At 64.3% G+C, this 24,643-nt stretch carries 23 protein-coding genes and 1 pseudogene; 15 read left to right on the forward strand and 9 right to left on the reverse strand.

The window, feature by feature from the left end; genetic code table 11:
- Positions 1-7: 7 nt before the first annotated feature.
- The gene (locus ACODS1_RS09555) at positions 8-1,135 is read left to right on the forward strand and encodes a YheT family hydrolase (protein ID WP_489085458.1); all 1,128 of its coding nucleotides are present in this window, start codon (positions 8-10) and stop codon (positions 1,133-1,135) included.
- Here the strand turns inward: ACODS1_RS09555 and ACODS1_RS09560 are convergent.
- Positions 1,119-2,090 (reverse strand): GlxA family transcriptional regulator, encoded by a 972-nt coding sequence (locus ACODS1_RS09560; protein ID WP_489085459.1) that lies wholly within the window; start codon positions 2,088-2,090, stop codon positions 1,119-1,121. The two genes, ACODS1_RS09555 and ACODS1_RS09560, sit on opposite strands and share 17 nt — an antisense overlap.
- Before the next feature lie 108 nt (positions 2,091-2,198).
- On the opposite strand from ACODS1_RS09560, the gene ACODS1_RS09565 reads away from it, so the two are divergent.
- Positions 2,199-2,741 (forward strand): thioesterase family protein, encoded by a 543-nt coding sequence (locus tag ACODS1_RS09565; RefSeq protein WP_489085460.1) that lies wholly within the window; start codon positions 2,199-2,201, stop codon positions 2,739-2,741.
- Positions 2,742-2,791: 50 nt separating this feature from the next.
- Here ACODS1_RS09565 and ACODS1_RS09570 read toward each other — a convergent pair whose 3' ends face one another.
- From ACODS1_RS09570 to ACODS1_RS09580, 3 genes are all read right to left on the reverse strand, one after another.
- Complete coding sequence (locus ACODS1_RS09570; protein WP_489085461.1) at positions 2,792-3,187, reverse strand: carboxymuconolactone decarboxylase family protein; 396 nt, start codon at positions 3,185-3,187, stop codon at positions 2,792-2,794.
- The gene (locus tag ACODS1_RS09575) at positions 3,165-3,584 is read right to left on the reverse strand and encodes a MerR family transcriptional regulator (protein ID WP_489085462.1); all 420 of its coding nucleotides are present in this window, start codon (positions 3,582-3,584) and stop codon (positions 3,165-3,167) included. The genes ACODS1_RS09570 and ACODS1_RS09575 overlap by 23 nt, the downstream gene beginning before the upstream one ends.
- Before the next feature lie 103 nt (positions 3,585-3,687).
- Positions 3,688-4,287, reverse strand: coding sequence for a helix-turn-helix domain-containing protein (locus ACODS1_RS09580; RefSeq protein ID WP_322981381.1), 600 nt, complete (start codon positions 4,285-4,287; stop codon positions 3,688-3,690).
- Positions 4,288-4,532: 245 nt separating this feature from the next.
- Here ACODS1_RS09580 and glnT point away from each other — a divergent pair, with 245 nt between their 5' ends.
- The 4 genes from glnT (at position 4,533) to ACODS1_RS09600 (ending at position 9,047) form a co-directional block, all read left to right on the forward strand.
- On the forward strand, positions 4,533-5,867 hold the full coding sequence (gene glnT / locus ACODS1_RS09585) for a type III glutamate--ammonia ligase (protein ID WP_037003220.1): 1,335 nt from the start codon (positions 4,533-4,535) through the stop codon (positions 5,865-5,867).
- A gap of 77 nt (positions 5,868-5,944) precedes the next feature.
- Positions 5,945-6,847 carry a class II glutamine amidotransferase gene (locus ACODS1_RS09590; RefSeq protein ID WP_489085463.1) on the forward strand — a complete coding sequence of 301 codons (903 nt, stop codon included), beginning with the start codon at positions 5,945-5,947 and terminating at the stop codon, positions 6,845-6,847.
- A 160-nt stretch (positions 6,848-7,007) separates the two neighbouring features.
- Positions 7,008-7,691 (forward strand): GltB/FmdC/FwdC-like GXGXG domain-containing protein, encoded by a 684-nt coding sequence (locus ACODS1_RS09595; protein ID WP_119693163.1) that lies wholly within the window; start codon positions 7,008-7,010, stop codon positions 7,689-7,691.
- Between the two features lie 30 nt (positions 7,692-7,721).
- Entirely contained in the window at positions 7,722-9,047 is a 1,326-nt protein-coding gene (locus ACODS1_RS09600) for an FMN-binding glutamate synthase family protein (RefSeq protein ID WP_489085464.1), read from the forward strand.
- A 167-nt stretch (positions 9,048-9,214) separates the two neighbouring features.
- Here ACODS1_RS09600 and ACODS1_RS09605 read toward each other — a convergent pair whose 3' ends face one another.
- Positions 9,215-9,697 carry a hypothetical protein gene (locus tag ACODS1_RS09605; protein WP_489085465.1) on the reverse strand — a complete coding sequence of 161 codons (483 nt, stop codon included), beginning with the start codon at positions 9,695-9,697 and terminating at the stop codon, positions 9,215-9,217.
- 125 nt (positions 9,698-9,822) lie between these two features.
- Between ACODS1_RS09605 and ACODS1_RS09610 the strand changes: the two genes are divergently transcribed.
- Positions 9,823-11,118, forward strand: coding sequence for an MFS transporter (locus ACODS1_RS09610; protein WP_489085466.1), 1,296 nt, complete (start codon positions 9,823-9,825; stop codon positions 11,116-11,118).
- Here the strand turns inward: ACODS1_RS09610 and ACODS1_RS09615 are convergent.
- Positions 11,111-11,578, reverse strand: coding sequence for a GNAT family N-acetyltransferase (locus ACODS1_RS09615; RefSeq protein ID WP_489085467.1), 468 nt, complete (start codon positions 11,576-11,578; stop codon positions 11,111-11,113). The genes ACODS1_RS09610 and ACODS1_RS09615 overlap by 8 nt on opposite strands.
- Positions 11,579-11,714: 136 nt before the next feature.
- On the opposite strand from ACODS1_RS09615, the gene ACODS1_RS09620 reads away from it, so the two are divergent.
- From ACODS1_RS09620 to ACODS1_RS09640, 5 genes are all read left to right on the forward strand, one after another.
- Positions 11,715-12,233, forward strand: coding sequence for an RNA polymerase sigma factor (locus tag ACODS1_RS09620; protein WP_489085468.1), 519 nt, complete (start codon positions 11,715-11,717; stop codon positions 12,231-12,233).
- Positions 12,230-13,069, forward strand: a complete 840-nt coding sequence (locus ACODS1_RS09625) for a FecR family protein (RefSeq protein ID WP_489085469.1) — start codon at positions 12,230-12,232, stop codon at positions 13,067-13,069. The genes ACODS1_RS09620 and ACODS1_RS09625 overlap by 4 nt, the downstream gene beginning before the upstream one ends.
- A gap of 80 nt (positions 13,070-13,149) precedes the next feature.
- A complete protein-coding gene (locus ACODS1_RS09630; RefSeq protein ID WP_489085470.1) occupies positions 13,150-15,573 on the forward strand; it encodes a TonB-dependent receptor in 2,424 nt (807 codons plus the stop codon).
- Positions 15,574-15,692: 119 nt separating this feature from the next.
- Positions 15,693-16,319: a TetR/AcrR family transcriptional regulator gene (locus ACODS1_RS09635; RefSeq protein WP_489085471.1), complete on the forward strand. Its 627-nt coding sequence runs from the start codon at positions 15,693-15,695 to the stop codon at positions 16,317-16,319.
- A gap of 48 nt (positions 16,320-16,367) precedes the next feature.
- Positions 16,368-17,246 carry an NAD(P)-dependent oxidoreductase gene (locus tag ACODS1_RS09640; RefSeq protein ID WP_489085472.1) on the forward strand — a complete coding sequence of 293 codons (879 nt, stop codon included), beginning with the start codon at positions 16,368-16,370 and terminating at the stop codon, positions 17,244-17,246.
- A 38-nt stretch (positions 17,247-17,284) separates the two neighbouring features.
- Here ACODS1_RS09640 and ACODS1_RS09645 read toward each other — a convergent pair whose 3' ends face one another.
- The 3 genes and pseudogenes from ACODS1_RS09645 to ACODS1_RS09655 all read right to left on the reverse strand — a co-directional run bounded on the left by ACODS1_RS09645 (position 17,285) and on the right by ACODS1_RS09655 (position 20,864).
- Entirely contained in the window at positions 17,285-18,151 is an 867-nt protein-coding gene (locus ACODS1_RS09645; protein ID WP_489085496.1) for a methyl-accepting chemotaxis protein, read from the reverse strand.
- Positions 18,146-19,246: pseudogene (locus tag ACODS1_RS09650) on the reverse strand (nitrate- and nitrite sensing domain-containing protein); the annotation flags it as partial. The gene ACODS1_RS09645 and the pseudogene ACODS1_RS09650, both read right to left, overlap by 6 nt.
- A 418-nt stretch (positions 19,247-19,664) precedes the next feature.
- Positions 19,665-20,864, reverse strand: a complete 1,200-nt coding sequence (locus tag ACODS1_RS09655) for a GGDEF domain-containing protein (protein WP_489085473.1) — start codon at positions 20,862-20,864, stop codon at positions 19,665-19,667.
- A gap of 424 nt (positions 20,865-21,288) precedes the next feature.
- Between ACODS1_RS09655 and ACODS1_RS09660 the strand changes: the two genes are divergently transcribed.
- The 3 genes from ACODS1_RS09660 (at position 21,289) to ACODS1_RS09670 (ending at position 24,641) form a co-directional block, all read left to right on the forward strand.
- Positions 21,289-22,593 carry an ammonium transporter gene (locus tag ACODS1_RS09660; protein WP_489085474.1) on the forward strand — a complete coding sequence of 435 codons (1,305 nt, stop codon included), beginning with the start codon at positions 21,289-21,291 and terminating at the stop codon, positions 22,591-22,593.
- 561 nt (positions 22,594-23,154) lie between these two features.
- Positions 23,155-23,700 carry a dimethylamine monooxygenase subunit DmmA family protein gene (locus tag ACODS1_RS09665; protein WP_489085475.1) on the forward strand — a complete coding sequence of 182 codons (546 nt, stop codon included), beginning with the start codon at positions 23,155-23,157 and terminating at the stop codon, positions 23,698-23,700.
- The gene (locus ACODS1_RS09670; protein ID WP_489085476.1) at positions 23,697-24,641 is read left to right on the forward strand and encodes a PDR/VanB family oxidoreductase; all 945 of its coding nucleotides are present in this window, start codon (positions 23,697-23,699) and stop codon (positions 24,639-24,641) included. The genes ACODS1_RS09665 and ACODS1_RS09670 overlap by 4 nt, the downstream gene beginning before the upstream one ends.
- Positions 24,642-24,643 lie beyond the last annotated feature (2 nt).

A 24,643-nucleotide genomic window follows, 5' to 3' on the forward strand; every position in this document is an offset into this window, starting at 1 on the left:
GACGCCTATGTCGCTCTGGATCATCCTCGTTGCCGTGTTCGTCATCGGGCTCGCTTTTCACTACCTGCGCACGGCAGCGCTCAGGCCACAGTTGAGCTATCAGGACAATCCGGAAAACCGCCACCTGCTTGCCCAGGTGCCGCGCCTGAGTCGGCGCTTCTGGGTGACGCCCTGGCTGTTCAATGGCCACCTGCAACTGCTCGGGCTGGGGCTGACGAAGGCCTTCTGCAGGCGCCTGCGCTACGACCGAGTGGACACCCTGCGCATGGCCGATGGCGGCACCACGGCGCTGCACTGGCTGGGCGCCGACCTGCCCGGCGAGGTGCCGACACTGGTGGTGCTGCACACCATCACCGGCTCGCCGCACAGCATGCGCGGCTTCATGCGTGACCTGCAGCGGCTGACCGGGTGGCGCGTGGTCTTGTGCCAGCGGCGTGGCCATGGCGAGCTGGCGCTGACCAGCGCACGCTTCAACACCATGGGCGACACCGAGGATCTTCGCGAGCAGTTGCGCCTGATTGCCGAGCGCTATCCGCATTCAACCTTGTACGGCGCAGGTATCTCGGCCGGCACCGGCCTGCTGATCCGCTACCTCGGCGAGCAGGGTGAGGATACGCCGCTGCGCGGTGCGTTCGTCTATTGCCCGGGCTACGACATCAGTGTCGCCTTCGCCCGCTCGCGCGCGCCCTTCACCCGGTTGATGGCGCGCAAGCTGGTGCGCCAGTTCGTCACGCCGAACCGCGAAACCCTGGCTCATCTGCCGAGCTTCGCGGCGCTGGAAGGCGCGCAAAGCCTCGAAGAGTTCCACCGGCACCTGTACGAATGCGCGGGTTACTCCAGCCACCAGGCCTTTCTCGAAAACTGCAACCCGATATCGGTGATAGAGAAGGTGAGCATTCCACTGCTGGTGCTCAACGCCGAGGACGACCCCGTATGCGTGCTGGACAACGTGCAGGATCACCAGCAGGCCATGGCCAACATGCCGCGTACGATATTGGCGGTCACCGCACGTGGCAGTCACTGCGCCTACCTGGCAGGCTTCACCGCGCGCCCCTGGGCGCATCACCTGGCGGCCGAGTTTCTCCAGGCGCTGCACGCGGAACGGGCAGGGCACTCGCTCACGTCCCCGGCGTGACGCGCTGGAAGCGCTTGCGAAAGGCGGCCGGGGACACGCCGACCCGCTGGCAGAACAGGCGGCGGAACGAGTTGCTGTCCTCGTAGCCCACCCGGCTGGTGATCGTCTCGATGCTCAGGCGGGTGGCTTCCAGCAACTCCTTGGCCTTCTCCAGGCGCAAGGCCTGCAGATAGGCCAACGGCGCGTGACCGGTGGCGTCCTTGAAGCGGCGCTTGAAGTTGCGCACACCGAAACCGAAGCGCGTGGCCAACTCGTCGATGCTGCACGGCTCGGTGAAGTGCGCCTCCATCCAGTCCTGCACGCGCAGAATCGCTTCGTCGCCATGGCTGCGTGGCAGCGACCAACTGATGTAGACGGACTGCTCGCTGCGCACGTTGTCGATCAGCAGGTAGCGGCTGCATTGCTGCGCCAGCTCGCGCGAGGCGAAGCGGCGGATCAGGTGCAGCAGCAAGTCCATCGCCGCACTGGCGCCGGCACTGGTGATCACCCGGCCGTCCTCGCAGAGAATGCGCCGCTCGTCCACGCGAGCTTCAGGGTAGCGACGTCGCAGCAGGCCGGCGAAGGCCCAATGGGTGGTGGCTTCGACACGGTCGAGCAGGCCCGCCTCGGCCAGCATGAAGGTGGCTGTGCACATTGAGGCGACGACGGCCCCCTGTGCATGCTGATGGCGTAGCCAGCCGGCATGGCGCTCGAACCCTGGCAGCGCCTCGCGCAGGCTGAAGAGAAAGCCGGGGATCAACACCAGGTCGGTTTTCGCCACCGCGTCCAGCGCCATGTCCACCGGCATGCTGCGGCCCAGGGCGCTGGTCACCGGCTGGCCGTCCAGCGACGCCACGCTGAGACGGAAGGGCGGCGCGGCCGGCAGGGCGAAGCGATTGGCCGCATCCAGCACCTCCAGGGCCAGGGCGGCGCTGGCCAGTGAGCTATGTTCGGCCAGCAGCAAGGTGACGTGCATGGACACTCCATTGCGTAATCAGCATGGTATTGGTCATTTCTGCACCTACCTTAGCGCAAGCTCGCTGCTTAGAGTGCGGCCCTCGTCATTCAAACAGGTGCTTGTCGTATGAACCTCTGGTTTCGCCTCTTGCTGATGTTGCTGCGCCGTCCCTGGCGGCGGCCGGTGCCAGGGCTCGCCACCACCGTGGTGCGCCTGCGGGTCTGGCCGCTGGATCTGGACTTCAACCGGCACGTCACCAATGGTCGTTATTTCACCCTGGCCGATGTCGGGCGCATGGATTACGTGCTGCGCAGCGGCGCCTTTCACGTGGCCCTGCGCCACCGCGCGCGGCCCGTCGTCGGTGATGTGTGTGGCAAGTTCCGCCGTGAACTGAAGCTGTTCGAGCGCTTCGAGATCCATACGCGCATGCTCGGCTGGGACGACAAGTGGAGCTTCGTCGAGCACCGTTTCGTCAAGGATCAGCGGGTCATCGCCGTGGTGGTCATGCGCGGGCTGTTCCGTGGGCCGAAGGGCAATGTGGCTCCCGCCGAATTCGCCCGTGAACTCGGCCTGGATGAGCGGTCGCCACCCTTGCCACAGTGGCTGCTGGAGTGGTCGAGCAGTTGCGACGGCCTGAGCCAGCAACTGCGGGAAACCGAGCGGGCCTAGAACTGGGGTATCTCAGGCTGGCGTTGATCGGAGGCCCTGCATGGCGCCGATCAGCGCGCTGGTTCTGCCAGCGCGAAGACCTCCCTGGCCGCCGCCAGGCCATTGAGGGCTGCAGGGAAGCCGGCATAGACCGCCATCTGCATGATGGTCTCGACGACTTCGCTGCGGCTGACGCCGACATTGAGCGCTCCCTGGATATGCACCTTGAGCTGCGGGGCGGCATTGCCGAGCGCGGTCAGCGCCGCGACCACGGCGATTTCCCGGCTTTTCAAATCCAGGCCGGGACGGGAATAGATGTCACCGAAGGGGAATTCGATCAGGTAGCGGGCGAAGTCCGGGGCGATATCGGCCAGGCTATCCAGCACGGCCTCACCGGCTTGGCCGTCTATTTCCTGCAGTTTGGCGAGCCCGCGGGCGTAGCGATCATCTTGGGTATTCATCGGCATGTCCTTGATCGGAGGGTAAGTCCGGCGCCGAGGACTGCTCGAGCGAGCGGTAGTGCTCGATCTTGCTTTGCAGTGCGTTCGCGGCCTGTTGCATCGCCTCGATTTCTGCAAGGACTTGCGTTAAATGTCCTTCCAGCATCTGGCGACGATCCTTGACCGTCGAGTCCCCAGCGCCGCGTAGCTTTGCGAACGTCTGCATCTTGCCGATAGGCATGCGCGTGGTTCGCAAGCGCAGCAGGAATTCGATCCAGACCATGTCCGATGCCGCATAACGGCGTTGCCCTCCGGCTGCCCGGCCGATTGGCGCGATTAGCCGGATGCGCTCGTAATAGCGCAGGGTGTGGGCCGTCAAGCCCGTGCGTTTGGCGACTTCGTCGATGCTCAGATGCGTTTCCATGAGGGCAGCCTAGAGGTTCGAGCGCGCTCTAAGTCAAGCGTTTCCAGTGTGATCGCGGACAGACAGCCCATGCCTTAAAGCTTGGGGCGACTGCATGGCCGGCTCAATCCGCCCCGTAGTTCATGATCGACAGCAGGCGGATCGGCACTTTCACCAGCTTCTCTGGCCCGTGCGGCACTTCGCCGTCGAAGGTCAGGCTGTCGCCGGCCTGCATCGGGTAGAGCTGGTTGCCGTGGCGGTACACCAGTTCGCCTTCGAGCAGGTGGAGGAACTCGGTGCCGGGGTGGGCGAAGGTGGGGAACTCCTCGCTGGCGTCGTCCATGCTGACCATATAAGCCTCGAAGCTCTTCTTCGGCCCACGGGTGTGGTTGAGCAGACGATAGGTATGACCCTTGTCGGTGCCACGACGCACCACTTCGAGGCCTTCGCCGGCCTTCACCAGCAGGGCGCTGCCACCTTGCTGGTCGTACTGACTGAACAGCTTGGACATGGGCATGCCGAGCACGTCGCACAGACGGCTGAGGGTGTCGAGGCTGGTGGAAACCTGGGCGTTCTCGATCTTGCTCAGCATGCCCTGGCTGATCCCGGCAATGCGTGCCACGTCGGCGATCTTCAATTCCTGGGCCTGGCGCTGGCGGCGAATCTGCATGCCCAGGTACTGCTCGAGCTTGAGGCGGGGAGGAGTTTCCGTCGAGGTCGTCATGCGCGCTTTTGTCTTCCTATGAATAAAAAATTCGCACCAGGAATGTGCGGGATGCCTTGCTTCGGTGCATTTTCACCGTGGGAATTTCCTCGTATGAAAGCATTTTTCCTCCTCAGATAGAAGAAAGACGCGGGTTTGCGCCTTGAGAGGGGCTGGGTTACTCAGTTGGCAAGCTGCTTGCATTTCTTTTGGGGAAATTAAAATTCCCTAGCGGAATAATGGCGACGCCACCGGAGGCCCCAACCATGTTGCCCAGCGAAACCCAGAAAATCATCGACCAGCACGGCATCAAGTACGTGCTGGCCCAGTTCGTCGATATCCACGGTGCGGCCAAGACCAAGTCGGTGCCGGTGTCTGGCCTCAAGGCGGTGGCCGAGGAGGGCGCCGGCTTCGCCGGGTTCGCCATCTGGGGCATGGGTATGGAGCCGCACGGCCCTGACTTCATGGCGCGCGGCGATCTGTCCACGTTGATGCCGGTGCCCTGGCAGCCAGGTTATGGACGCGTGGTGTGCGTCGGCCATGTCAACGGCCAGCCGCATCCCTACGACACCCGCTATGTATTGCAACAGCAGGTGCAGCGCCTGACGGATCGGGGCTGGACGCTGAACACCGGCCTGGAGCCGGAATTCAGCCTGTTCCGCCGCGATGCCGAGGGCAAGCTGGTGCCGGTCGATGCCAGCGACAAGCTGGAGAAGCCCTGCTACGACTACAAGGGCCTGTCGCGTTCGCGCGTGTTCCTGGAAAAGCTCACCGAGGCGCTGCAGCCGGTCGGCTTCGACATCTATCAGATCGACCACGAGGACGCCTGCGGCCAGTTCGAGATCAACTACACCTACAGCGATGCCATGGAGTCGGCTGATCGCTTCACCTTCTTCCGCATGGCCGCCGGCGAGATCGCCAACGACCTGGGCATGATCTGCTCGTTCATGCCCAAGCCGGATCCGCGTCGCGCCGGCAACGGTATGCACTTCCACCTGTCGATCGGCAACGGCACCAGCAAGAACCTGTTCCATGACGCCAGCGACCCGAGCGGCATGGGCCTGTCCAAGCTGGCCTATCACTTCCTTGGCGGCCTGCTGGCGCATGGTCCGGCGCTGTGCGCCTTCGCCGCACCGACAGTGAATTCCTACAAGCGCCTGGTCGTCGGTCGTTCGCTGTCCGGCGCGACCTGGGCACCGGCTTTCATCGCCTACGGCGACAACAACCGCTCGGCGATGCTGCGCATCCCCTACGGGCGCATCGAGTTCCGCCTGCCGGACGCCGGCTGCAACCCCTATCTGGTCACTGCCGCGATCATCGCCGCCGGCCTCGACGGCATCGACCGCCAGCTCGATCCGGGCAAGGCCTGCAACGAGAACCTCTACAAGCTCAGCCTGGAGGAGATCGCCGCACGCGGCATCGACACCCTGCCGCAATCGCTCAAGGAAGCCTGTGATGCGCTGCAGGCCGACCCATTGTTCCGCGAGGTGCTCGGCGCCGAGATCGTCGACGAATTCCTCAAGCTCAAGCGCATGGAGTGGGTCGAGTACAGCCGCCACGTCTCCGACTGGGAAATCGAGCGCTACACCGAATTCTTCTAGCCGAACGCCCGCCCGCGCGGGCACACGCCAACGCCCCTGAACGAGCCTCCCCAAAGGGAGGTGATGAGGACTTTTTTATGTGTGGAATCGTAGGTCTGTACCTGAAGAACCCGGCGCTGGAAAACCAGCTCGGCGCGCTCTTCGAACCCATGCTGCTGGCCATGACCGACCGTGGCCCGGACAGCGCCGGCTTCGCCATCTACGGCGACGAGGTGAAGGACGGCTGGATCAAGCTGACCCTGCAGAGCACCACAGCCGGTTATGACTTCAAGACCCTGATGGGCGAGCTGGAAGGCCGCCTGGGCTGCTCGCTGGACTGGTTCCAGAACGCCAGCGCCGCCGTGCTCAAGACCAATGCCGACGAGGCGGCGGTACGTGCCGTGCTCGCCGAGCTTGCGCCGGCCGTGCGCGTGATGAGCGTCGGCCAGAGCATCGAGATCCTCAAGGGCATGGGCCTGCCGAAGGAAATCTCCGAGCGCTTCTCGCTGGCCAAGATGAAGGGCAGCCACATCATTGGCCACACCCGCATGGCCACCGAGAGTGCGGTGACCATGGAGGGCAGCCACCCATTCTCCACCGGCCAGGATCTGTGCCTGGTGCATAACGGCTCGCTGTCCAACCACTTCCGTCTGCGCCAGGAACTGCGCCGCCACGGCATCGAGTTCGAAACTGAGAATGACACCGAGGTGGCCGCCGGCTACCTGACCTGGCGCCTGCGCCAGGGCGATTCACTCAAGGAAGCGCTCGACCATTCGCTGGAAGACCTCGATGGCTTCTTCACCTTCGCCATCGGCACCCGCGACGGCTTCGCGGTGATCCGCGACCCGATTGCCTGCAAGCCGGCGATCCTCGCCGAGACCGACGACTACGTGGCCATGGCCTCCGAATACCAGGCCCTGTCGACCCTGCCGGGCATCGACAAGGCCAAGGTGTGGGAGCCGGAACCGGCCACCATGTATATCTGGGAACGCAGCGCCTGAGTCGCTCCAGGCCTGCTGCGCACACCGATTGCTGCGTCAGATCCTCGCGCTCCGCTCGCCGTACTACTCGTACTGTCTCGCGGCTCGCTGCGGTTCTTCCTTGCACTCGGCGCGCTCGCGACGGCCTGAATTCGACTCTCTATTTTTTGGAGACACGATCATGAAAACCATCGACCTTTCCAGCGCCACCGTGCGCGACCTGAACCAGGCCCTGCACGAGCAGGCCAAGACCCTCACCGAGCGCGAGTGGGTGGTGAGCAACCCGGGCGGCAAGCACAACCTCGCCGTGGGCCTGAACGAAGCGCTGAGCGTGGAGATCGACGGCCACGCCGGCTACTACTGCGCCGGCATGAACCAGAAGGCCAGCGTCACCATCCACGGCAACGTCGGTGTCGGCGTCGCTGAGAACATGATGAGCGGCATGGTGCGCATCAAGGGCAGCGCCTCGCAGGCGGCCGGCGCCACCGCCCATGGCGGCCTGCTGGTGATCGAAGGCGACGCCGGCGCGCGTTGCGGCATCTCGATGAAGGGTGTCGACATCGTCGTCGGCGGCAGCATCGGTCACATGAGCTGCTTCATGGGCCAGGCCGGGCGCTTGGTGGTGTGCGGCGATGCCGGTGACGCGCTGGGCGATTCGCTCTACGAGACGCGCATCTACGTCAAGGGCACGGTCAAGTCGCTGGGCTCGGACTGCATCGAGAAGGACATGCGCCCCGAGCACCTGGAAGAACTGGCCGAACTGCTCAACCGCGCCGGCTTCGACGAAGACCCGGCCAGCTTCAAGCGCTACGGCTCGGCCCGTCAGCTGTACAACTTCAAGGTCGACAACGCCTCGGCGTACTGATCGCGCACCCTGCCCGAAGAGGAATTTGCAATGAGCGAAAAAATCACCCCGGTGCTGCGCGAGTCCGCCACCTTCGACCGCCTGTCCATCCAGGAAATCCAGCGTGCCGCCGAGACCGGCATCTATGACATCCGTGGCGGCGGCACCAAGCGCAAGCTGCCGCACTTCGACGACCTGCTGCTGCTCGGCGCCTCCATGTCGCGCTACCCGCTGGAAGGCTACCGCGAGAAGTGCGGCACCGACGTGGTGCTGGGCAACCGCTTCGCCAAGAAGCCGATCCACCTGAAGATCCCGGTGACCATTGCCGGCATGAGTTTCGGCGCACTGTCGGCGCAGGCCAAGGAAGCCCTCGGCCGTGGCGCCACCATCGCCGGCACCAGCACCACCACCGGTGACGGCGGTATGACCCCGGAAGAGCGTGGCCAGTCGCAGAACCTGGTTTACCAGTACCTGCCGTCGCGCTACGGCATGAACCCGGACGACCTGCGCAAGGCCGATGCCATCGAGATCGTCCTTGGCCAGGGCGCCAAGCCGGGCGGTGGCGGCATGCTGCTGGGCATGAAGGTCACCGAGCGCGTCGCCGGCATGCGCACCCTGCCGATTGGCGTCGACCAGCGCAGCGCCTGCCGTCACCCGGACTGGACCGGCCCGGACGACCTGGCGATCAAGATCGCCGAGATCCGCGAAATCACCGACTGGGAAAAGCCCATCTACGTGAAGATCGGCGCTAGTCGTCCGTACTACGACGTCAAGCTGGCAGTTAAGGCCGGTGCTGATGTGATCGTGCTCGACGGCATGCAGGGCGGCACTGCGGCGACCCAGGAAGTGTTCATCGAGCACGTCGGCATCCCGATTCTCTCAGCCATCCCGCAAGCCGTGCAGGCCCTGCAGGAGATGGACATGCACCGTAAGGTGCAACTGATCGTCTCCGGCGGCATCCGCACCGGCGCCGACGTGGCCAAGGCCATGGCCATGGGCGCTGATGCGGTGGCCATCGGCACCGCCGCGCTGATCGCGTTGGGTGACAACCACCCACGTCTGGACGAGGAACTGAAAGCCATCGGCTCGGCCGCCGGCTACTACGACGACTGGCAGAACGGCCGCGACCCGGCCGGTATCACCACCCAGGACCCGGAGCTGTCCAAGCGCCTCGACCCGGTCGCCGCCGGCCGCCGCCTGGCCAACTACCTGCGGGTGCTGGTGCTGGAAGCGCAGACCATGGCCCGCGCCTGTGGCAAGTCGCACTTGCACAACCTCGACCCCGAGGATCTGGTGGCCCTGACCGTGGAAGCTGCCGCCATGGCCCGCGTACCGCTGGCCGGCACCAACTGGGTACCGGGGCAACTGCAGTACTGAGCCGCTCGGTAGGATGAAAAAGGGCCGCAATACCTGGCGTTGCGGCCCTTTTTTCGTCAGTGCGACTGTCAGCCGTGGCTGACTGTGGCGGCAAAACTTCCCCATCTACTGGCCAATCGCTGCCGTCGGGCGGCGAATCCATGCCGTTGTGCTCACCGCGTGGTCGATCAGGCCTGTACTGCGATGTTGCTCTTCTGGAACTTCATCAGCGCGTCGAGCGCTCGTTGCAAGCCTTCAACGCTACCGGTTTCGTTGCGTGAGCGTGCGCCTTCCATGCTCGCCTTGATCTGCTCGAAGACGTTCATCGGCACATCGCCGTTTTCCAGCGGCAGCCCGTCATAGTCGACCTTGAGCAAGGGCGACGAGCCCATGAAACCCAGCAACGAGGTAGTGTCGTCGAGCGTGAGGTCACCGCTTTGGATCAGGCCATTCACCTTTTCGAGCAACTCGTTGCGTGACATATGGGTGAAGTCGTACTGCTTGCCCACGTCGCTGTCGCCGGCTGTGGCGGAAGCTGACTTGCCGGGGGCGGCCTGCATTTTTTCCGCGAGGATATTGGCGAACGCGTTCGATTGGCCGTCACTTTTGTTGGCGTGAGTTTGCGTACGTTGGCTACTGAAGAGGTTCGTGGCTCCAGTTTCGACTTTCATGTTGCCTCCCAGGCAGGTCGTGTCGGATACCCGCTGCTGAGCAAATTCGATGCCGTTCGTCTCGCTTGCTGACGAGCGCGCAAAATTCGCGGCGGGCAGGGCACCGAAGCGGGCGATTCGACTCTATGAATCATCGCTTCCTCCAACTCCTGCCCTGCGAGCGTCTTCAATTGGATAACAGCCATTACGACCGGCGTAACGCCCTCTCTCTGGACTGGCTCAACTTCTTCCTCGCCGATGTACGCGATGGCCTGGGCCCTTACCTGGCGATCTACCTGCTGGCCGTGCACAAGTGGGAGCCGGCCAGCATTGGCCTGGTGATGAGCCTGACCGGTATCAGCGCCTTGCTGACGCAAACGCCGGCCGGCGCGCTGATCGACAGGACGACGGCGAAGCGCGCGGTGGTGGTCGTCGCGGCGCTGCTGGTAACCGGCAGTTGCCTGCTGTTGCCCTGGTTGACCGACTTCGGCTGGGTGGCGGCGACGCAGACCATCAGTGCCATTGCCGGTTCGGTGTTCGCGCCGGCCATCGCGGCGATCTCGCTCGGCATCACCGGCCCTGCGGCCTTCACTCGGCGCATTGGGCGCAACGAGAGCTTCAACCATGCTGGCAACGCCTGTTCCGCATTGCTGGCCGGAGGTTTCGCCTACCTGTTCGGCCCGGTCGCGGTGTTCTATCTGATGGCGGCGATGACGGTCGGCAGCATCCTCGCCGTCAGCCGGGTGTCGGCTCGCGCCATCGACCATGAGGTGGCCCGTGGTTTCGTGCCGCAGTTGCCTCACGAGCAGGCTTCAGGTTGGCAGGTGTTGCTGAGCAGCCGGCCGCTGCTGATCTTCGCCCTGTGCTGCGCGCTGTTCCATCTGGCCAACGCCGCCATGCTGCCGCTGGTCAGCCAGAAACTGTCGGCGATCAACCTGCAGATGGCCACGCCGCTGACCTCGGCCTGCATCGTCGCGGCGCAACTGGTGATGGTGCCGATGGCCATGCTGGTGGGGCTCAAGGCTGACCGCTGGGGGCGCAAGCCGCTGCTGATGGCCGGTTTTCTGATCCTGCCGTTGCGCGGTGCGCTCTATACCCTGTCCGATGATCCCTACTGGCTGGTGGCCGTGCAGTTGCTCGACGGCATCGGCGCCGGGCTGTTCGGCGCGCTGCTGCCCATCGTGGTCAAGGATCTGACCCAGGGCACCGGGCGCTTCAACGTCAGCCTCGGGGCGTTGTCCACCGCCTTCGGTCTTGGCGCCGCGCTGAGCCCCGGCCTGGCCGGGTTGGTTGTGCAGGGCGCCGGCTACGATGCGGCATTCATGACCCTGGCCGGTATCGCCGCCTTGGCGTTCCTGCTGCTGTGGCTGGGCATGCCGGAGACACGCAATCAGCCTGCTGCCATGCAGACACAGGCTACCCCCGGCGGTGTCCTCAGCTAGCTGCAAGCGGCGGCAGTTGGCGCGCCATGACCAAGGTGCGCTCGTCGCCCTCGATGACTTCACGCAGTACCGTGAAGCCGAGCTGCCGATAGAAGCCCTGGGCTGTCAGCGAGGAGGGAACGAGCAATTCGCTGACGCCTTGCTCGCGAGCAAGGCGCTCCAGCGCTGCCATGAGCCTGCGTCCGATGCCCTGGCCTTGGCTGTCCGGTGCGACGAAGACCGACCTCACCACGTGCCCGTCAAGGCTGGCAGTACCAAGCAGTTGCTGATCCTGCATGGCAACCAGAACCTGGCGCGTCGCGATCAGTGCCTCGATGCACTCGGGGCTGAAGTGCTGTACCACCCGGGCGATCACCTCGGGGGAGTAGTCCCTGGCGTTACTGATGCGCAGGGCTGTGACGATCACCGCGCTGATCGCCGGAGCATCGTCTGGCTGGGCGGTACGTATGTCGACGCACATCGATGGCTGTTCCTCATGCCCGTCCTGATCCGCGAGCGGTAGGGATACGTTGGCGGCGAGAGCGTGGATAAAAGCTTTAACTGAAAAGTATTCTCACTTATATTCGCGTGCTCTCAATCGCCCGTGAAGCATTAGCTTGCCTCATTTCTCCGCCAATACCTCGCTGCTCGCCGTGCTGGCTCGTCATTACGAGGAGCTGGTCGACTCGGTGCGTCGACGCTTCGGTGATCGTCATGCCGCGCGCGAGGTGGTGCATGACGTCTGCGTCCAGTTGCTGGAGGCACCGGAGAAGGAGGGCGTGCGTGTGCCCTTGGCGCTGCTGCGCAAGATCACCCATGACCGCGCCGTCAGCCACTATCGCAGCGAGCGGCGGCGCCAGGCGTGGGTGGACGAGCAGGCGCTCCTACCGGAAGTGGCCTGCGCGGCTCCGGGGCCGGAGCGCTGCCTCGAGGCGAGCGATGAACTGGAGCGCCTGTGCGCGGCCATCGCCGAGTTACCGCCGCGCTGCCAGCAGGTGTTCGTCATGCACAAGATCCATGAGTTACCCCAGCAGGCTGTTGCCGAGCAGTTGGGGATCTCCCTCAAGGCGGTGGAAAAGCACCTGCGCGTGGGCATGAGCAAGTGCCTGGCCTGGTTGGAGCGAGGCACGCCATGAACCGCCAGCCGCCACACGAGGACGAACGTATCCCCGCCGACGATGCCATCGCTCGCCACCGCGAATCACTCAAGGCGCGCTTTCCACTGCCGGCGCCGGTCAAGCGAAGTCGACGCTCCCCGGGCGCTACGCTGGGGGCGTTCGCCGCCGCGCTGGCCCTGGCCGGTGGCCTGCTCTGGCTCGACCCGGCCTATCGCAGCGAGGATCATGCCAGCGCGGCGGGGCAGGTGCAGACGATTGCCCTGGCCGATGGCAGTCAGGTCACGCTCGATGGCTCCAGCCGTATTCATGTGAGCTGGCACCTGCGCAGCCGTCGGGTTGTGTTGCAGGCCGGCCAGGCATTGTTCGCCGTGGCACCGATGACCTATCGACCCTTTTTCACCGACGCGGGGTCGACGCGCATCAGCGTGGTCGGCACCCGCTACAACGTCAGTCGCCTCGGCGATGATGTGCGGGTCACGGTGAGCGAAGGACGGGTGTCCGTCCGTGGCCACGGCGATGCGCTGCTGCTCACGCCAGGCGAGCAGGTGCGTGTACGCGCCGGCCAACTGGGCACACCGCTGCGAACCGATGCCAGCGCTGTCGCTGCCTGGGTCGAAGGACAACTGGTATTCGAGCGCACGCCGTTGGGCGAGGTGCTCGATGCGCTGCAGCGCCAGGCAGGCATCCAGGTGCGTCTGGCTGACGCCACACTGGCGGAGCTGCCGGTATCCGGACGCTTCGAGCGCTCACGTCTCGACGGGCTGCCGGCCCTGCTGCCGAAGATCCTGCCAGTGGAATTGAAGACGGGCGCCGATGGCGTGCCGACCTTGAGCCGGCGCGAGGCGAAAAAATAATTTCACCGCGAGGTAGGGTTTTGCCGGCGCTGTAGCGGCTATCTCCAGGAACGCCTTCTTTTCATTCCCGGAGACCCCACGTGAGAACCCCGACACTGCGCCTTAATCTGTTGGCCAGCAGCTTGTTGCTGGGCCTGTCGTCGATGGTGCAGGCCGCCAGCGAAGTCGATTTCGACCTGCCTGCCGCGCCGCTCGAACAGTCGCTCAATGCCCTGGCCAGCCAGTCCGCCGTGCAGATCCTCTTCTCCAGCGATGTCGCTGACGGCAAGCAGGCCGGCGCGCTGCGCGGTCGCTACAACACCGCCGAGGCACTGCAGCACCTGCTCGAGGGCAGTGGCCTGGAGGTGCGCCAGCAGGACGAGCAGACCTATATCGTCGTGTCCCGCGAGCCGGCGCCGGAGCACGCCATGGTCGCCGCGCCGCTTGAGCTGGCACCGCTGGAGGTGAGTGCCTCGCGTACCTCCAGCGGCCTCGTGCCGCAGGTGCGTCAGGTCGACGTGATCGAGCGTGACAAGCTGGAGCAGTTGCGCCAGGGCTCTGACAGCCTGGCCACGTTGCTGGCCAAGGTCACGCCGGGCATGTCCGATTCCAGCCGCACCATCACCGACTATGGCCAGACCCTGCGTGGCCGCACCATGCTGATCCTGGTCGATGGCGTGCCGATGAACACCAACCGTGACTCCTCGCGCAACCTGGCCAGCCTCGACCCGGCGCTGATCGAGCGGGTCGAGGTGGTGCACGGCAGCAGTGCGATCTACGGCGCCGGTGCCACCGGTGGCATCGTCAACATCACCACGCGTCCGGCCGGCGGTGAGAGCCGCGCGGAAACCACGTTGAGCGGTACCTCTTCGCTGACGCAACTGGACAAGGACAGTCTCGGTGGCCATCTGCAGCATCATCTGTCCGGGGCACAGGGGCAGGTCGACTATGCCTTCGATTTCGGCGTGCGCCACATCGGCGGCTCGTTCGACGCGGACGGCCAGCGCATCGCGCCGGAACCGAGCCAGGGCGACCTGTTCGACTCCAATACTTACAACATTGGCGGCAAGCTGGGGCTGCGCATCGATGATGACCAGCGCATCCAGCTGGCGCTGAGTCACTACGATGCCAAGCAGGACAGCGACTACACCTCCGATCCGTCGGTCAATGCGCTGCCAGCGGGTTCGGTTTCGGCGCAACCGCTCGATGGCCTCAAGCTCGATACCCAGAACCGCATCAGGAACACCCTGGCCAACCTCGAATACAGCCACGAGGATCTGCTCGGCAGTCGCCTCTCCGCGCAGCTCTACTACCGCGACTACTTCACCCGCTTCACGCCTTTCGATGCACGCGGCGTGGCCACCCGTGGCCGCTTCGTCGACCAGGTGATGCAGAACAGCGAGATCTTCGGCAGCCGCTTCACCCTGCGTACGCCGCTGGGGGAGAGCACCGAACTGGTGTGGGGCGCCGACCTCAACCACGAGCGCAGTGACATGCCACTCGACATCTTCGATGCGGCGCGCTATGACGCCAGCGGTGGCCGGGTGTTCGAGAAGATCGGCAAGCTGACCTACATGCCCGAGCTGACCACCATCAGCACCGGCGCCTTCGCCCAGTTGCAGCACCGCATCAACGAGCAGTGGTCGGTGGACGGCGGCCTGCGCTACGAGTACGCCACCGCCGAGTTCGACGACTTCGTGCCGCTGTCGGAAATCCGTAACGCCAACCCGGCCACCGTCAATGGCGGCAAGGTGCGCTACGACGATGTGCTCGGCAATTTCGGCGTGGTCTATTCGCCAGTGGCTGGGCAAGAGATCTACGCGGCCTTCAGTCAGGGCTTCCAACTGCCGGATATCGGCGTGCAACTGCGCAATGCGCGCAGCGGCTTCGATATCGATTCCTCCGACCTGGAGCCGGTGAAGACCAACAACTACGAACTGGGCTGGCGCGGTGCGCTGGGTGAACAGACCCAGGGCTCGCTGGTGCTGTTCTACACCACCTCCAAACTGGGCGACGTGCAGAGCTTCAATAACGGCCTGATCCTGACTCGCACCGAGGAGCGCATCCACGGAGTCGAAGGCAGCCTCGACTGGCTGGATCTGGAGGAAACCTGGGGTGTAGGTGGCACCTTCACCTGGATGAAAGGGCGCGAGAAACCGGACAACGGCGAATGGCGCGACATGACCGGCTTCCGCGTGCCGCCACTGAAGCTCACCGCCTACCTGCAGTACAACCCCAGCGAAGCCTGGAGCAACCGTCTGCAGGCGACCTACTTCGCCAGCAAGGACTATCGCCTCGATGGCCAGGCCAGCTTCGGCCGCCGCGACGTGGACGGCTACACCACGGTCGACCTGATCAGCGACTACCGCCTGAGCGAGACGGACAAGGTCAGCCTGGGCATCCAGAACCTGTTCAACCGCGACTACTACCCGCTCTATAGCCAGCTCCTGCGCAGCAACAACAACGCCAGCCACCTGCCAGCGCCCGGCACCACGCTGACGGTGAGCTACAGCCACCAGTGGTGAGTGATACGCCCCGCAGGGAAGCGGGGCACCGATTGCGTGCCTGAGACCAGTACGAAGGCTTTACTTTCCTAGGCGGTCGCCTTAATTTGGAAGTGATCATTTTCTAATTTGGGTGAGCCGTGACCTCGTCTTCGTACTCATCGACTCCCGAACGCTCGCGCAGCCGTGGCCGGCCGCGCGAATTCGATCTGGATGCCGTACTCGACCAGGCCGTGCGTGTGTTCAGCGAGCGCGGCTACCACGGCACCTCGATCAGCGATCTGGCGCAGGCTACCGGCCTGGCGCAAGGCAGCCTGTACAAGGCCTTCAAGGACAAGCAGGCGATCTTCCTCGCCGCCTTCGAGCGCTATCGCCAGCAGCGTGGCGAGAAGCTACGACAGGCCATTGGTGATCAGGGCACGGGGCTGCAACGGCTGCGCCGGCTTTTGCAGTTCTATGCCGATTCCGCATATGGGGCTCAAGGTCGGCAAGGCTGCCTGGTGGTGGCCAGCACAGCCGAGCTGTCGACCTTTCCCGCGCCGGTCGCACGGCATATCCGCGGCGCTCTCGAGCGCAACGAAGCCCTCCTTGCCGAGCTGATCCGACAGGGCCAGGAGGATGGTTCCATCGCCCAGCAGGTGGATTGCGAGGCCGCTGCCCGGACGCTGCTGTGCCTGATCCAGGGGATGCGTCTGGTGGGCAAGGCCGGGCGTACTCGGCCTGTCATGCACGCCGTGGTGGACACGGCATTGGCCATGCTGGGCTGATTTTTTCACTATTTAGGAATCGATCGATTCCAATTTTAGGAGGTGTTGATGAATATCGGTTTCCTTGGCCTTGGCACCATGGGCTTGCCGATGGCGGCCAATCTGTTGGCGGCCGGCCACACCGTGCGGGCCTGGAACCGTTCGCCAGCGCCTGCCCAGGCCTTGCACGAGCACGGTGGCCAGGTCGTGTCGACGCCGGCCGAAGCAGGGGCGGGTGCGGATGTGTTGATCTCGATGCTGGCCGACGACGAGGCCACACGCAGCACCGTGCTGGACATGGGCGTGCTGGCGGCGCTCAGGCCCGGTGCGATCCACGTCAACATGGCGACCGTGTCGGTCGCCCTGGCCGTTGAGCTGGCTGCACTGCATCAGACGCGTGGTATCGACTACGTCGCCGCGCCGGTGCTCGGCCGGGTGAACGTGGCCGAGGCCGGGCAACTCAATATCCTGGCGGCTGGCCCGCAACAGGCCTTGCAAGCAGTACAGCCGTTGTTCGAGGTACTGGGGCAGAAGACCTGGGCACTCGGGGAGCGGCCCGAGCAGGCCAATGCGGCCAAGCTGGCGGTGAATTTCATGATCGCCAGCGCCATCGGCAGCATGGGCGAGGCGGCGACCCTGGCGCAGGGCCATGGTGTGGCGAAGGCGGACTTTCTCGAACTGGTCACCTCGACGGTATTCGCCGCGCCGGTCTATCAGGGGTACGGAAAGGCCATCGCCGAGGAACGCTTCGAGCCGGCAGGCTTCAAGTTGGCGCTGGGCTTGAAGGATGTGCGCCTGGCGCTGGCGGCTGCGGAGCAGGCCAATGTGCCCTTGCCGCTGGCCAGCGCCTTGCGCGATGCCCATATCGAGAGCCTGGCGCACGGCGAGGGGCATCTGGATTGGGCCGCCCTGTCACGCACGGCTGCGCGGCGGGCTGGGCAGGTATGAGTTGATGGGCCAGGTGTTTCCACCTGGCCCTGGGGCTATCAGGCCACCTTGAAGCGACTCACCAGTTGCTGCTGATGATCGGCCAGGCTGGCCAGCTCACGGCTGTTCACGGCAGTCTGCTCGGCCGCTGCACTGACCTGGATGACCAGATCATTGATGTCGTTGACGTTGCGGTTGATCTCTTCCGACACCAGGCTCTGTTCCTCGGCAGCGGAAGCCACCTGGATGTTGCGGTCGCTGATGCTGGCGATGCCATCGGCGATCTGCACCAGCAACTCGCCCGCCTTGACCACGTTGCTGGCGCCGGCCTGTGCCTTGTTCAGGGTTTCCTGCATGGAGCTGGCGGCACGATCCGAGCCGCTTTGCAGGTTGTTGATCATCTGCTGGATGCTGACGGTGGAGTCCTGGGTCTTCTGCGCCAGCTGGCGCACCTCGTCGGCGACCACGGCGAAGCCGCGGCCCTGTTCGCCGGCACGGGCTGCCTCGATGGCGGCGTTGAGCGCCAGCAGGTTGGTCTGCTCGGCCACGCCACGGATGACGTCGAGCACCGAGGAAATGGCGTCGCTCTCCTTCTTCAGGTCGAGGATGATCTGTGCGGTCTGCTCGGCTTGAGTCGACAAGGCCTGTACCAGGCGCACGGTATCTTCGATTTCAGCCTTGCCCTGCAGTGTGTTGTCATTTACCTGACGCGACATCTCGGCCGCCTCGGTGGTGCTGCGGGCGACGTCCTTGACCGTGGCGCTCATCTCGTTGATGGCGGTGGCGACCTGGTCGGTGCCCTGGCGCTGCTGCGCCACGTTTTGGCTGGTCTGCAGCGCCACGGCCGACGATTCCTCGGCTGCGGTGGCGACCTGTGCGGCGGCTCCGCCGATCTCCTGGATCACGTCCTTGATCTGCTGCGCCATGTTGTTGAGGTTGCGCGCGATCATGCCGAACTCGTCGCCGCCCTCGTAGAGGGTGTGGGCGGTGAGGTCACGTTTGGACAGGGCGACCAGGGTGTCATTGACGTCGCTGACAGCCGACTTGATGTTGCGGATGATCAGGTAGGACAGCGCCAGCACGGCAGCCAGAACGGCGAGCATGGTCGCGGCGGTCAGCCACAGGCTGTGTGCGGCTTCATCGCGGGCCTTGGCGGCCAGGTTGCCGACGTTTTGCCCCAGTTCGCTTTCGACTTGCACCATGAGGTCGATGCGGGCGGTCGAGAGCTTGAACCATTCTTCGGGCGTGGCGTTCAGTGCCTCGCCCAGCGGTGTTTCCAGTGCCGTGCGCTGCAGGTCGCTGGCAGCCTGCGCGGTCGGTTGTTGCAGTGCGCTGTCGAGCTTGCCCTTCATGTCCGCTGCGGCGCGGCGTTGAAAGGCGTCCTGATAGGCGGCGAACTCGCCGAGATTACGGCTCAGGCGCGAGAGCAGATCGGCATTCAGCTGTTTCTGGCTGAAGGCCAGGCCGAGCAGGGCGCGCTCGCGTCCGGCGCGCTCCTTCATTTCCACGAACTGGTTGAGTGCGCCGAGAGCCCGCAGGATGCGCGGATCGCTCACCCGCGCCTCCAGCGAGTGGGTGTAGCCAATCAGCATGCCGATCAGGCGGGTATAGCGCGCGCCGGATTCGCTGCTGTTGATCGATTGCGCGTCCACTTGTTGGCGCAGGCTGGCGAGTTCATCCAGCCCACCGAGCACCTCGCTCAGTTCCGTCGAGGCTGCTGCCGATAGGGTGCGCAACGACTTGATCCGGGCGTCGCTGTCGAGTCGGAACTGGCTCAGCGCATCGCGCATGGAGGTACCGGCGCTGCCGAGGAAGACGCCACTGGCGCCGCGTTCGCGCTGCAGCGCGGTGACCACTGCGCTGATCTCCTGCGCGGTGTCACTGGCGGCCACGGTATTGTTCATCTCGGTCAGGGTCTGGTATTTGCCGGCGACATACAGGGCGGAGAAGGCCAGGAAGCCGAGTAGGGGAAATATCAGGATGAGGAGGAGTTTCACGCTCAGCGGGGCATTTTTCAGCATGGTGGTACGAGCCTATCGTCTGAAATGAGTGTTGGCAGGCGAACGACGATTGCCAGAGGCCTGTTGGCCAATGGCGGTTTTGGCGGTCAGGGATCTTGCCGTCCCTTCGGTTGCACTTCGTTGCATCGGCTGCTTCAAGGTGGCTGCGCCCTATGAGCCGATGGCCGACCCAGATCACGGATCGTTGCTGCCGACATCGCTCAGAGGCGCATTCCTGAGCACGTTGCATGAACAGCTCATCGTTCGTGCGGCGGGTTTCTTTAACGCGATCCGCTAATGATGAGCGCACAAGCATGGCCGCCGCGTGCATGGGCGCGGCAGCCAGGGCTCGAAGGCTAGAGTAGAGAGAATCGCCGGGCGCCTTTTGACCGGCAGCAACGAACCGTCGTTTTTCTCTGCTTCGCGGCGGTCTGTGAGGTCAGGTCGGCCGGGCATGCAGCAACTGGCTGCACACCTGGTTGCGGCCCTGCTGCTTGGCCTGGTAGAGCAGGCGGTCGCACTGGGCGAAGAGGTCATGGGCCTGCTGCACGCCCGTTGCCTGGGTGGTGCAGGCGCCGATGCTGATGGTCAGGTGGTTCAGCCCATCGGGGCGGTGCTGATGCTCGAGGCCGAGATTGGCCACCTGCTCGCGCAAGCGCTCGGCCAGGGCCTTCAGATCCGCGACATCGGTGATCTGCAGGAGCACGACGAACTCTTCGCCACCATAGCGGTAGACATTGCCCTGGCCCTGACGCAGGCCGGCGCTGATGCAGCGAGCGACCTCGCACAGGCACTGGTCGCCGACCTGATGACCGTAGTGGTCGTTGAAGGGCTTGAAAAAGTCGATGTCCAGCAACAGCAGGGCGAAGGGCCGGCCGTTGCGCTGCATCTGCTGCCAGTGATCTTCCAGGGCGAGATCGAAGGCGCGGCGGTTGCCGACGCAGGTCAGCGCGTCGGTGCTGGCCTGTTCGCTCAGGCGCAGGTTGAGTGCCGCCAGTTCGTCGCGCTGGCGCTGCTTTTCCTGATCGTCGAGAAAGGCCCGGCGCACACCGTTGATGTTGGTCCAACTGATGAACAGGCTGAACAGCAGCACCGGCAGGTAAGCGATGCTGAACACCAGCACCGGCTTGCTCTGGCCATCATGCAGCAGCCACTGGTTGTACAGGATGATCCCCGAGATCGCGGCGGAGCAGGCGAGGATGCCACGGAAGCTGTAGCGCGCCCCCAGGTTGGCCAGGATGATGAACACCACCGAGGCGTAGACGAAGGTGGGGACGTCGGGTGAGCTGCTGCGCTTGAGCAGTTCGAACCAGGCGATGGTGGAGATGATGTCGTGCACCGGCATCAGCATGTCCATCAGCAGCATGTTGCGATACCGCCAGAACACCAGGTAGATGTTGACCAGTCCGATCAGGCTCATGCCGCCACGCAGCAGCAGGGACTCCAGCGCCATGTCGGGGATCAGCAGGGCATCGGCAAAGACGTAGAGGTCGTAGGCGATCATGGCGATGAAGTTGATCGCCAGCAGGAAGCGCCCATGCTGTTCGACGACATAGCGCTGGTAGGCCGTCTGCAGGGCGGCGGGAATTACCCAGGCCGATTGTCTGGAGGAGGCGGTGCCTGACTCTGAGGCGCTCATCGGGCCGGATTCCTGTGCTTCTTCATGACACATTCTGTTGGGGGCAATTGCATGCGCCTGTCGGGATGGTGGCGTTCTGCTGCATGTTTGCAAGGGCGCGCCATTATTACGCCGCTACCTGATGGCTGGGGAGGGGGTGGCTGGTTTTTTATCGGGTATTCGCGGCTGAGCCGTTGTGTCCTTCGCTGCACCAAGACGGGGAGGCATGTTGTCGGCGAATATCCGAGCAATCGAGTATGACTTTTTAACCTTATGATTTTATTTGACTTATTTATTTGTAATTGGATATTTCCAATTGGCAAGGGGATTGCTATGCCTTATGGGAAATAAAAATTCCTGTCAGGATATATTCCGGCAGGGTCTCGTATGCCGATGCTGCGCGATAGGCCGCGCAGCACGGTTCCCTGATTGGAGGCTGTAGTCGATGACCCGTAGTCGTATCGTGTTGGGGCTTGTTCCGTTGTTGGGCAGTGCCGCCGTGCAGGCGGCCGAGACGCCCGTGGTCAACAGTGGTGACACGGCATTCGTGGCGCTCTGCTCGCTGGTGGTGCTGCTGATGACCCTGCCTGGCCTGGCGCTGTTCTATGGCGGCATGGCGCGTGGCAAGAACGTGCTGTCGATCCTCATGCAGGTGTTCTGCACGGCATCGCTGATGTCGGTGCTCTTCGCCATCTACGGCTACAGCCTGTGCTTCACCGACGGTGGTTCCTGGCAATCACTGATCGGCGGGCTGGACAAGCTGTTCCTCAAGGGCGTTGGCACCGACTCCGTGGTCGGCACCATTCCCGAATACCTGTACTTCCTGTTCATGCTGCTGTTCGCCGCGATCACCCCGGCGATCATCGTCGGCGCCTTCGCCGAGCGCATGAAGTTCTCGGCGGTGATGCTGTTCATGGCGGTCTGGCTGACGCTCAACTACATCCCCATGGCGCACATGGCCTGGGGCGGTGGTTGGGTGTTCAACCTAGGCGTGCAGGATTTCGCCGGTGGCAACGTGGTGCACCTGAACGTGGGCATCGCCTCGCTGGTCGGCGCCTGGCTGATCGGCCGGCGGCGCGACTACGGCACGTCGGCGCTGGCCCCGCACAACATGACCATGACCTTCATCGGCGGTGGCCTGCTATGGGTCGGCTGGCTCGGCTTCTGTGGCGGTTGCGCCCTGGCGGCCAGTGGTTTCGCCATGTTGGTGATGGTCAACACCATGCTCGCCAGCTGCGCTGGGGCACTGGCCTGGATGCTGGTCGAGGGTGTGCACCGCGGTAAGCCGAGCCTGTTCGGCGCGGTGTCCGGCGCCATCGCCGGGCTGGTAGCGATCACCCCGGCCTGTGGCTACGTCGGCCCCATGGGCGCCATCGTCCTGGGGCTGATCGCCGCGCCGGTGTGCGTCTGGGCGGTTGAGAAGCTCAAGCCCGCCATGGGGCTGGACGATGCCTTCGACGTGTTCTGCGTGCATGGCGTGGCCGGCATCCTCGGTGGTCTGCTGACCCCGGTGTTCGCTCTGAGCGAATTGGGTGGGCAGGGCTTCACCGGCGAGCGTGGCCTGCTCGATCAATTGCAGGTCAATGCCGGCGTACTGCTGTTCAGCATCCTCTTCTCGGCGCTGACCAGTTGGGTGGCGTTCAAGATCGCGGCGCTGTTCTGCGGGGGGCTACGCGTGGATGAAGAGCAGGAGATCGACGGCCTGGATCTCGCTGCGCATGGCGAGGTGGGCTACAAGTACTCCAACTGACGAAACAGGTCATTCGCGGAGTCTCGGGGGAAATCGATCCTGATGGCAGTCCGGAGACGGACTGGTGGATTGGTCGCTGACGCTACGAGCGGCCGGCGTCCCGGTCCGCCCTACGGCTGCATCCTGTGGGAGGGGCTTTAGCCGCGATTGTCGCCGCTGAAGCGCCTCCCACAATGACTTAGCGGGCGCACTCGGCTTGCAACTTATCCCCCGATGATCGCTCGGGAACCATAGCCTCACTGAAGGGCGTTGCTCGAGATATAAGGGCGGGCTTAGGCGAACAGTCCGCCAGTCCATTTCCATCCCATCACCACCACTTCTTCACCCCTCAAACCCTCTGTTCAGAAATCCTCCTGATGCGCCGCAGTGGCGCGCTTTGCCCTGCGCTTGTGCAGTCTTTGCCGGCTTGCGGGATGGTTGCAGGGGCCGGCGCCCACGCTGGCGCGGGATGACGGAAATGGCACAGTCCGTGCTTTCTTCATGAGAACAAAAAGTTCTCTCAGAGAATTTTCTCTGGAGGCCAATCGACCATCGCCTTGCTCTCACCCGGGAGGGTTTCCGATGACCGCATCCAGTACCGAACCCCTGTTCAGTACCCCACGTTATGCCACCGAGGCGTCCCGGCAACCGGCCAGTCGCCGCATCGTGGTCGCCCAGCAGGCCAGTGCCGCTACCGCGCTGCTCGATGATCCGGCGCCGACTCTGCTGCTGTGCCTGGGCGAGACGCTGCCAGGCAGTGCCGAGCAGGAGGGCTTGCCCAGTATCGAGGCGCTTTACCTGCGCCTGCAGATGCTGCTGGAGCAGGCGCAGGCCGGCACCCGGCTGTATGTCTGTGGCGATGAAAGCTTTCTCTGGCATGTGTACCGCCTGGCACGCCATACCGGCCTGCTCGGCGATGAGATCGAACTGTTCAAGCAAGGCGCGCGACGCCGCCTGTACTGCGTGCACTGCGGGCATTTCCAGGACATCGGCAGCGAAGGCGAATGCACCTGTGGCCAGTGCCGGGTGAAGCTGTTCGTGCGCGAACATTTCTCCCAGCGCCTAGGCGCCTACATGGGCGTCTGCATCGATCCGGACAGCCCCTATGCGGCGGAGGTGCCGGCATGAGCGCGATGATCGAGGTGCAGGTTACCGCTGTGCGCCAACTGACGCCTGTGGTACGCGAGTTCAGTTTCGCCGCGCTCGACGGCGCGCTGCCGGGTTTTTCCTGCGGCAGCCACGTGCAGGTGGTGTTGCCTATCGAAGGGCGCACGCTGCGCAACGCCTATTCGCTGTTGGGCGATCCGCGTGAAACCGGCGTGTATCGTATCGCCGTCCGACTGCAGGAGGCCTCGCGCGGCGGTTCGCGTTACCTGCACGAGCAGGTGCGCGTCGGTGACCGGTTGCAGATAGGTGTGCCGAGCAACCTGTTCGCCCTGCATTCGCAGGCCCGTCACCACATTCTGGTGGCCGGTGGCATCGGCATCACGCCGTTCATGGCCTACCTGGCCGAGCTGAAGGCACAAGGCGCTTCGTTCGAACTGCACTACGCCTACCGCAGCGGCCTGACCGACGCCTACGCTGATGAGCTGCGCGAACGTCTGGGCGAGCGCTTCCATGGCTACGACGCTGCTGTCGGCCAGCGCCTGTCCTGCGCCGATCTGTTCAGCGCCAAGCCGCTTGGCAGCCACCTTTACGTCTGCGGCCCGCAGCGTCTGCTCGATGAACTCAAGGTGCTTGCTGCTGCCCATGGCTGGTCGGCCGGGCGCCTGCACTGGGAAGCCTTCGCCGCGCCCGAGCCAGGCCAGCCGTTCACCGTCGAGCTGGCGCGCAGTGGCCAGCGCCTGCAGGTGCCGGGCGACCACAGCCTGCTCGAAGCGCTGGAGGCTGCCGGTGTGGAGGTGCCCAACCTGTGCCGGGGCGGGGTGTGCGGGCAATGCACCACGCGCTACCTGAGCGGCGAGGTGGAGCACCGCGATCACTATCTGGATGAGCAACAGCGTGGCGCCGCGCTGATGCCCTGTGTTTCCCGTGGCGGCTGCTCCGGCACGCTGCTGCTCGATCTTTGAGG

The sequence above is a fragment of the Pseudomonas sp. FG29 genome (genome assembly GCF_057809355.1).

Bases quoted from the DNA above. Each gene is read 5' to 3' on its own strand.
- ACODS1_RS09660 (WP_489085474.1), top strand. From the start codon at position 21,289: ATGACCCGTAGTCGTATCGTGTTGGGGCTTGTTCCGTTGTTGGGCAGT.
- ACODS1_RS09605 (WP_489085465.1), bottom strand. From the start codon at position 9,697: ATGAAAGTCGAAACTGGAGCCACGAACCTCTTCAGTAGCCAACGTACG.
- ACODS1_RS09665 (WP_489085475.1), top strand. From the start codon at position 23,155: ATGACCGCATCCAGTACCGAACCCCTGTTCAGTACCCCACGTTATGCC.
- ACODS1_RS09645 (WP_489085496.1), bottom strand. From the start codon at position 18,151: ATGGCGCAGCAGATCAAGGACGTGATCCAGGAGATCGGCGGAGCCGCC.
- ACODS1_RS09570 (WP_489085461.1), bottom strand. From the start codon at position 3,187: ATGCCGATGAATACCCAAGATGATCGCTACGCCCGCGGGCTCGCCAAA.
- ACODS1_RS09655 (WP_489085473.1), bottom strand. From the start codon at position 20,864: ATGAGCGCCTCAGAGTCAGGCACCGCCTCCTCCAGACAATCGGCCTGG.
- ACODS1_RS09625 (WP_489085469.1), top strand. From the start codon at position 12,230: ATGAACCGCCAGCCGCCACACGAGGACGAACGTATCCCCGCCGACGAT.
- glnT (WP_037003220.1), top strand. From the start codon at position 4,533: ATGTTGCCCAGCGAAACCCAGAAAATCATCGACCAGCACGGCATCAAG.
- ACODS1_RS09560 (WP_489085459.1), bottom strand. From the start codon at position 2,090: ATGCACGTCACCTTGCTGCTGGCCGAACATAGCTCACTGGCCAGCGCC.
- ACODS1_RS09640 (WP_489085472.1), top strand. From the start codon at position 16,368: ATGAATATCGGTTTCCTTGGCCTTGGCACCATGGGCTTGCCGATGGCG.
- ACODS1_RS09555 (WP_489085458.1), top strand. From the start codon at position 8: ATGTCGCTCTGGATCATCCTCGTTGCCGTGTTCGTCATCGGGCTCGCT.
- ACODS1_RS09590 (WP_489085463.1), top strand. From the start codon at position 5,945: ATGTGTGGAATCGTAGGTCTGTACCTGAAGAACCCGGCGCTGGAAAAC.
- ACODS1_RS09615 (WP_489085467.1), bottom strand. From the start codon at position 11,578: ATGTGCGTCGACATACGTACCGCCCAGCCAGACGATGCTCCGGCGATC.
- ACODS1_RS09670 (WP_489085476.1), top strand. From the start codon at position 23,697: ATGAGCGCGATGATCGAGGTGCAGGTTACCGCTGTGCGCCAACTGACG.
- ACODS1_RS09580 (WP_322981381.1), bottom strand. From the start codon at position 4,287: ATGACGACCTCGACGGAAACTCCTCCCCGCCTCAAGCTCGAGCAGTAC.
- ACODS1_RS09575 (WP_489085462.1), bottom strand. From the start codon at position 3,584: ATGGAAACGCATCTGAGCATCGACGAAGTCGCCAAACGCACGGGCTTG.
- ACODS1_RS09595 (WP_119693163.1), top strand. From the start codon at position 7,008: ATGAAAACCATCGACCTTTCCAGCGCCACCGTGCGCGACCTGAACCAG.
- ACODS1_RS09610 (WP_489085466.1), top strand. From the start codon at position 9,823: ATGAATCATCGCTTCCTCCAACTCCTGCCCTGCGAGCGTCTTCAATTG.
- ACODS1_RS09600 (WP_489085464.1), top strand. From the start codon at position 7,722: ATGAGCGAAAAAATCACCCCGGTGCTGCGCGAGTCCGCCACCTTCGAC.
- ACODS1_RS09565 (WP_489085460.1), top strand. From the start codon at position 2,199: ATGAACCTCTGGTTTCGCCTCTTGCTGATGTTGCTGCGCCGTCCCTGG.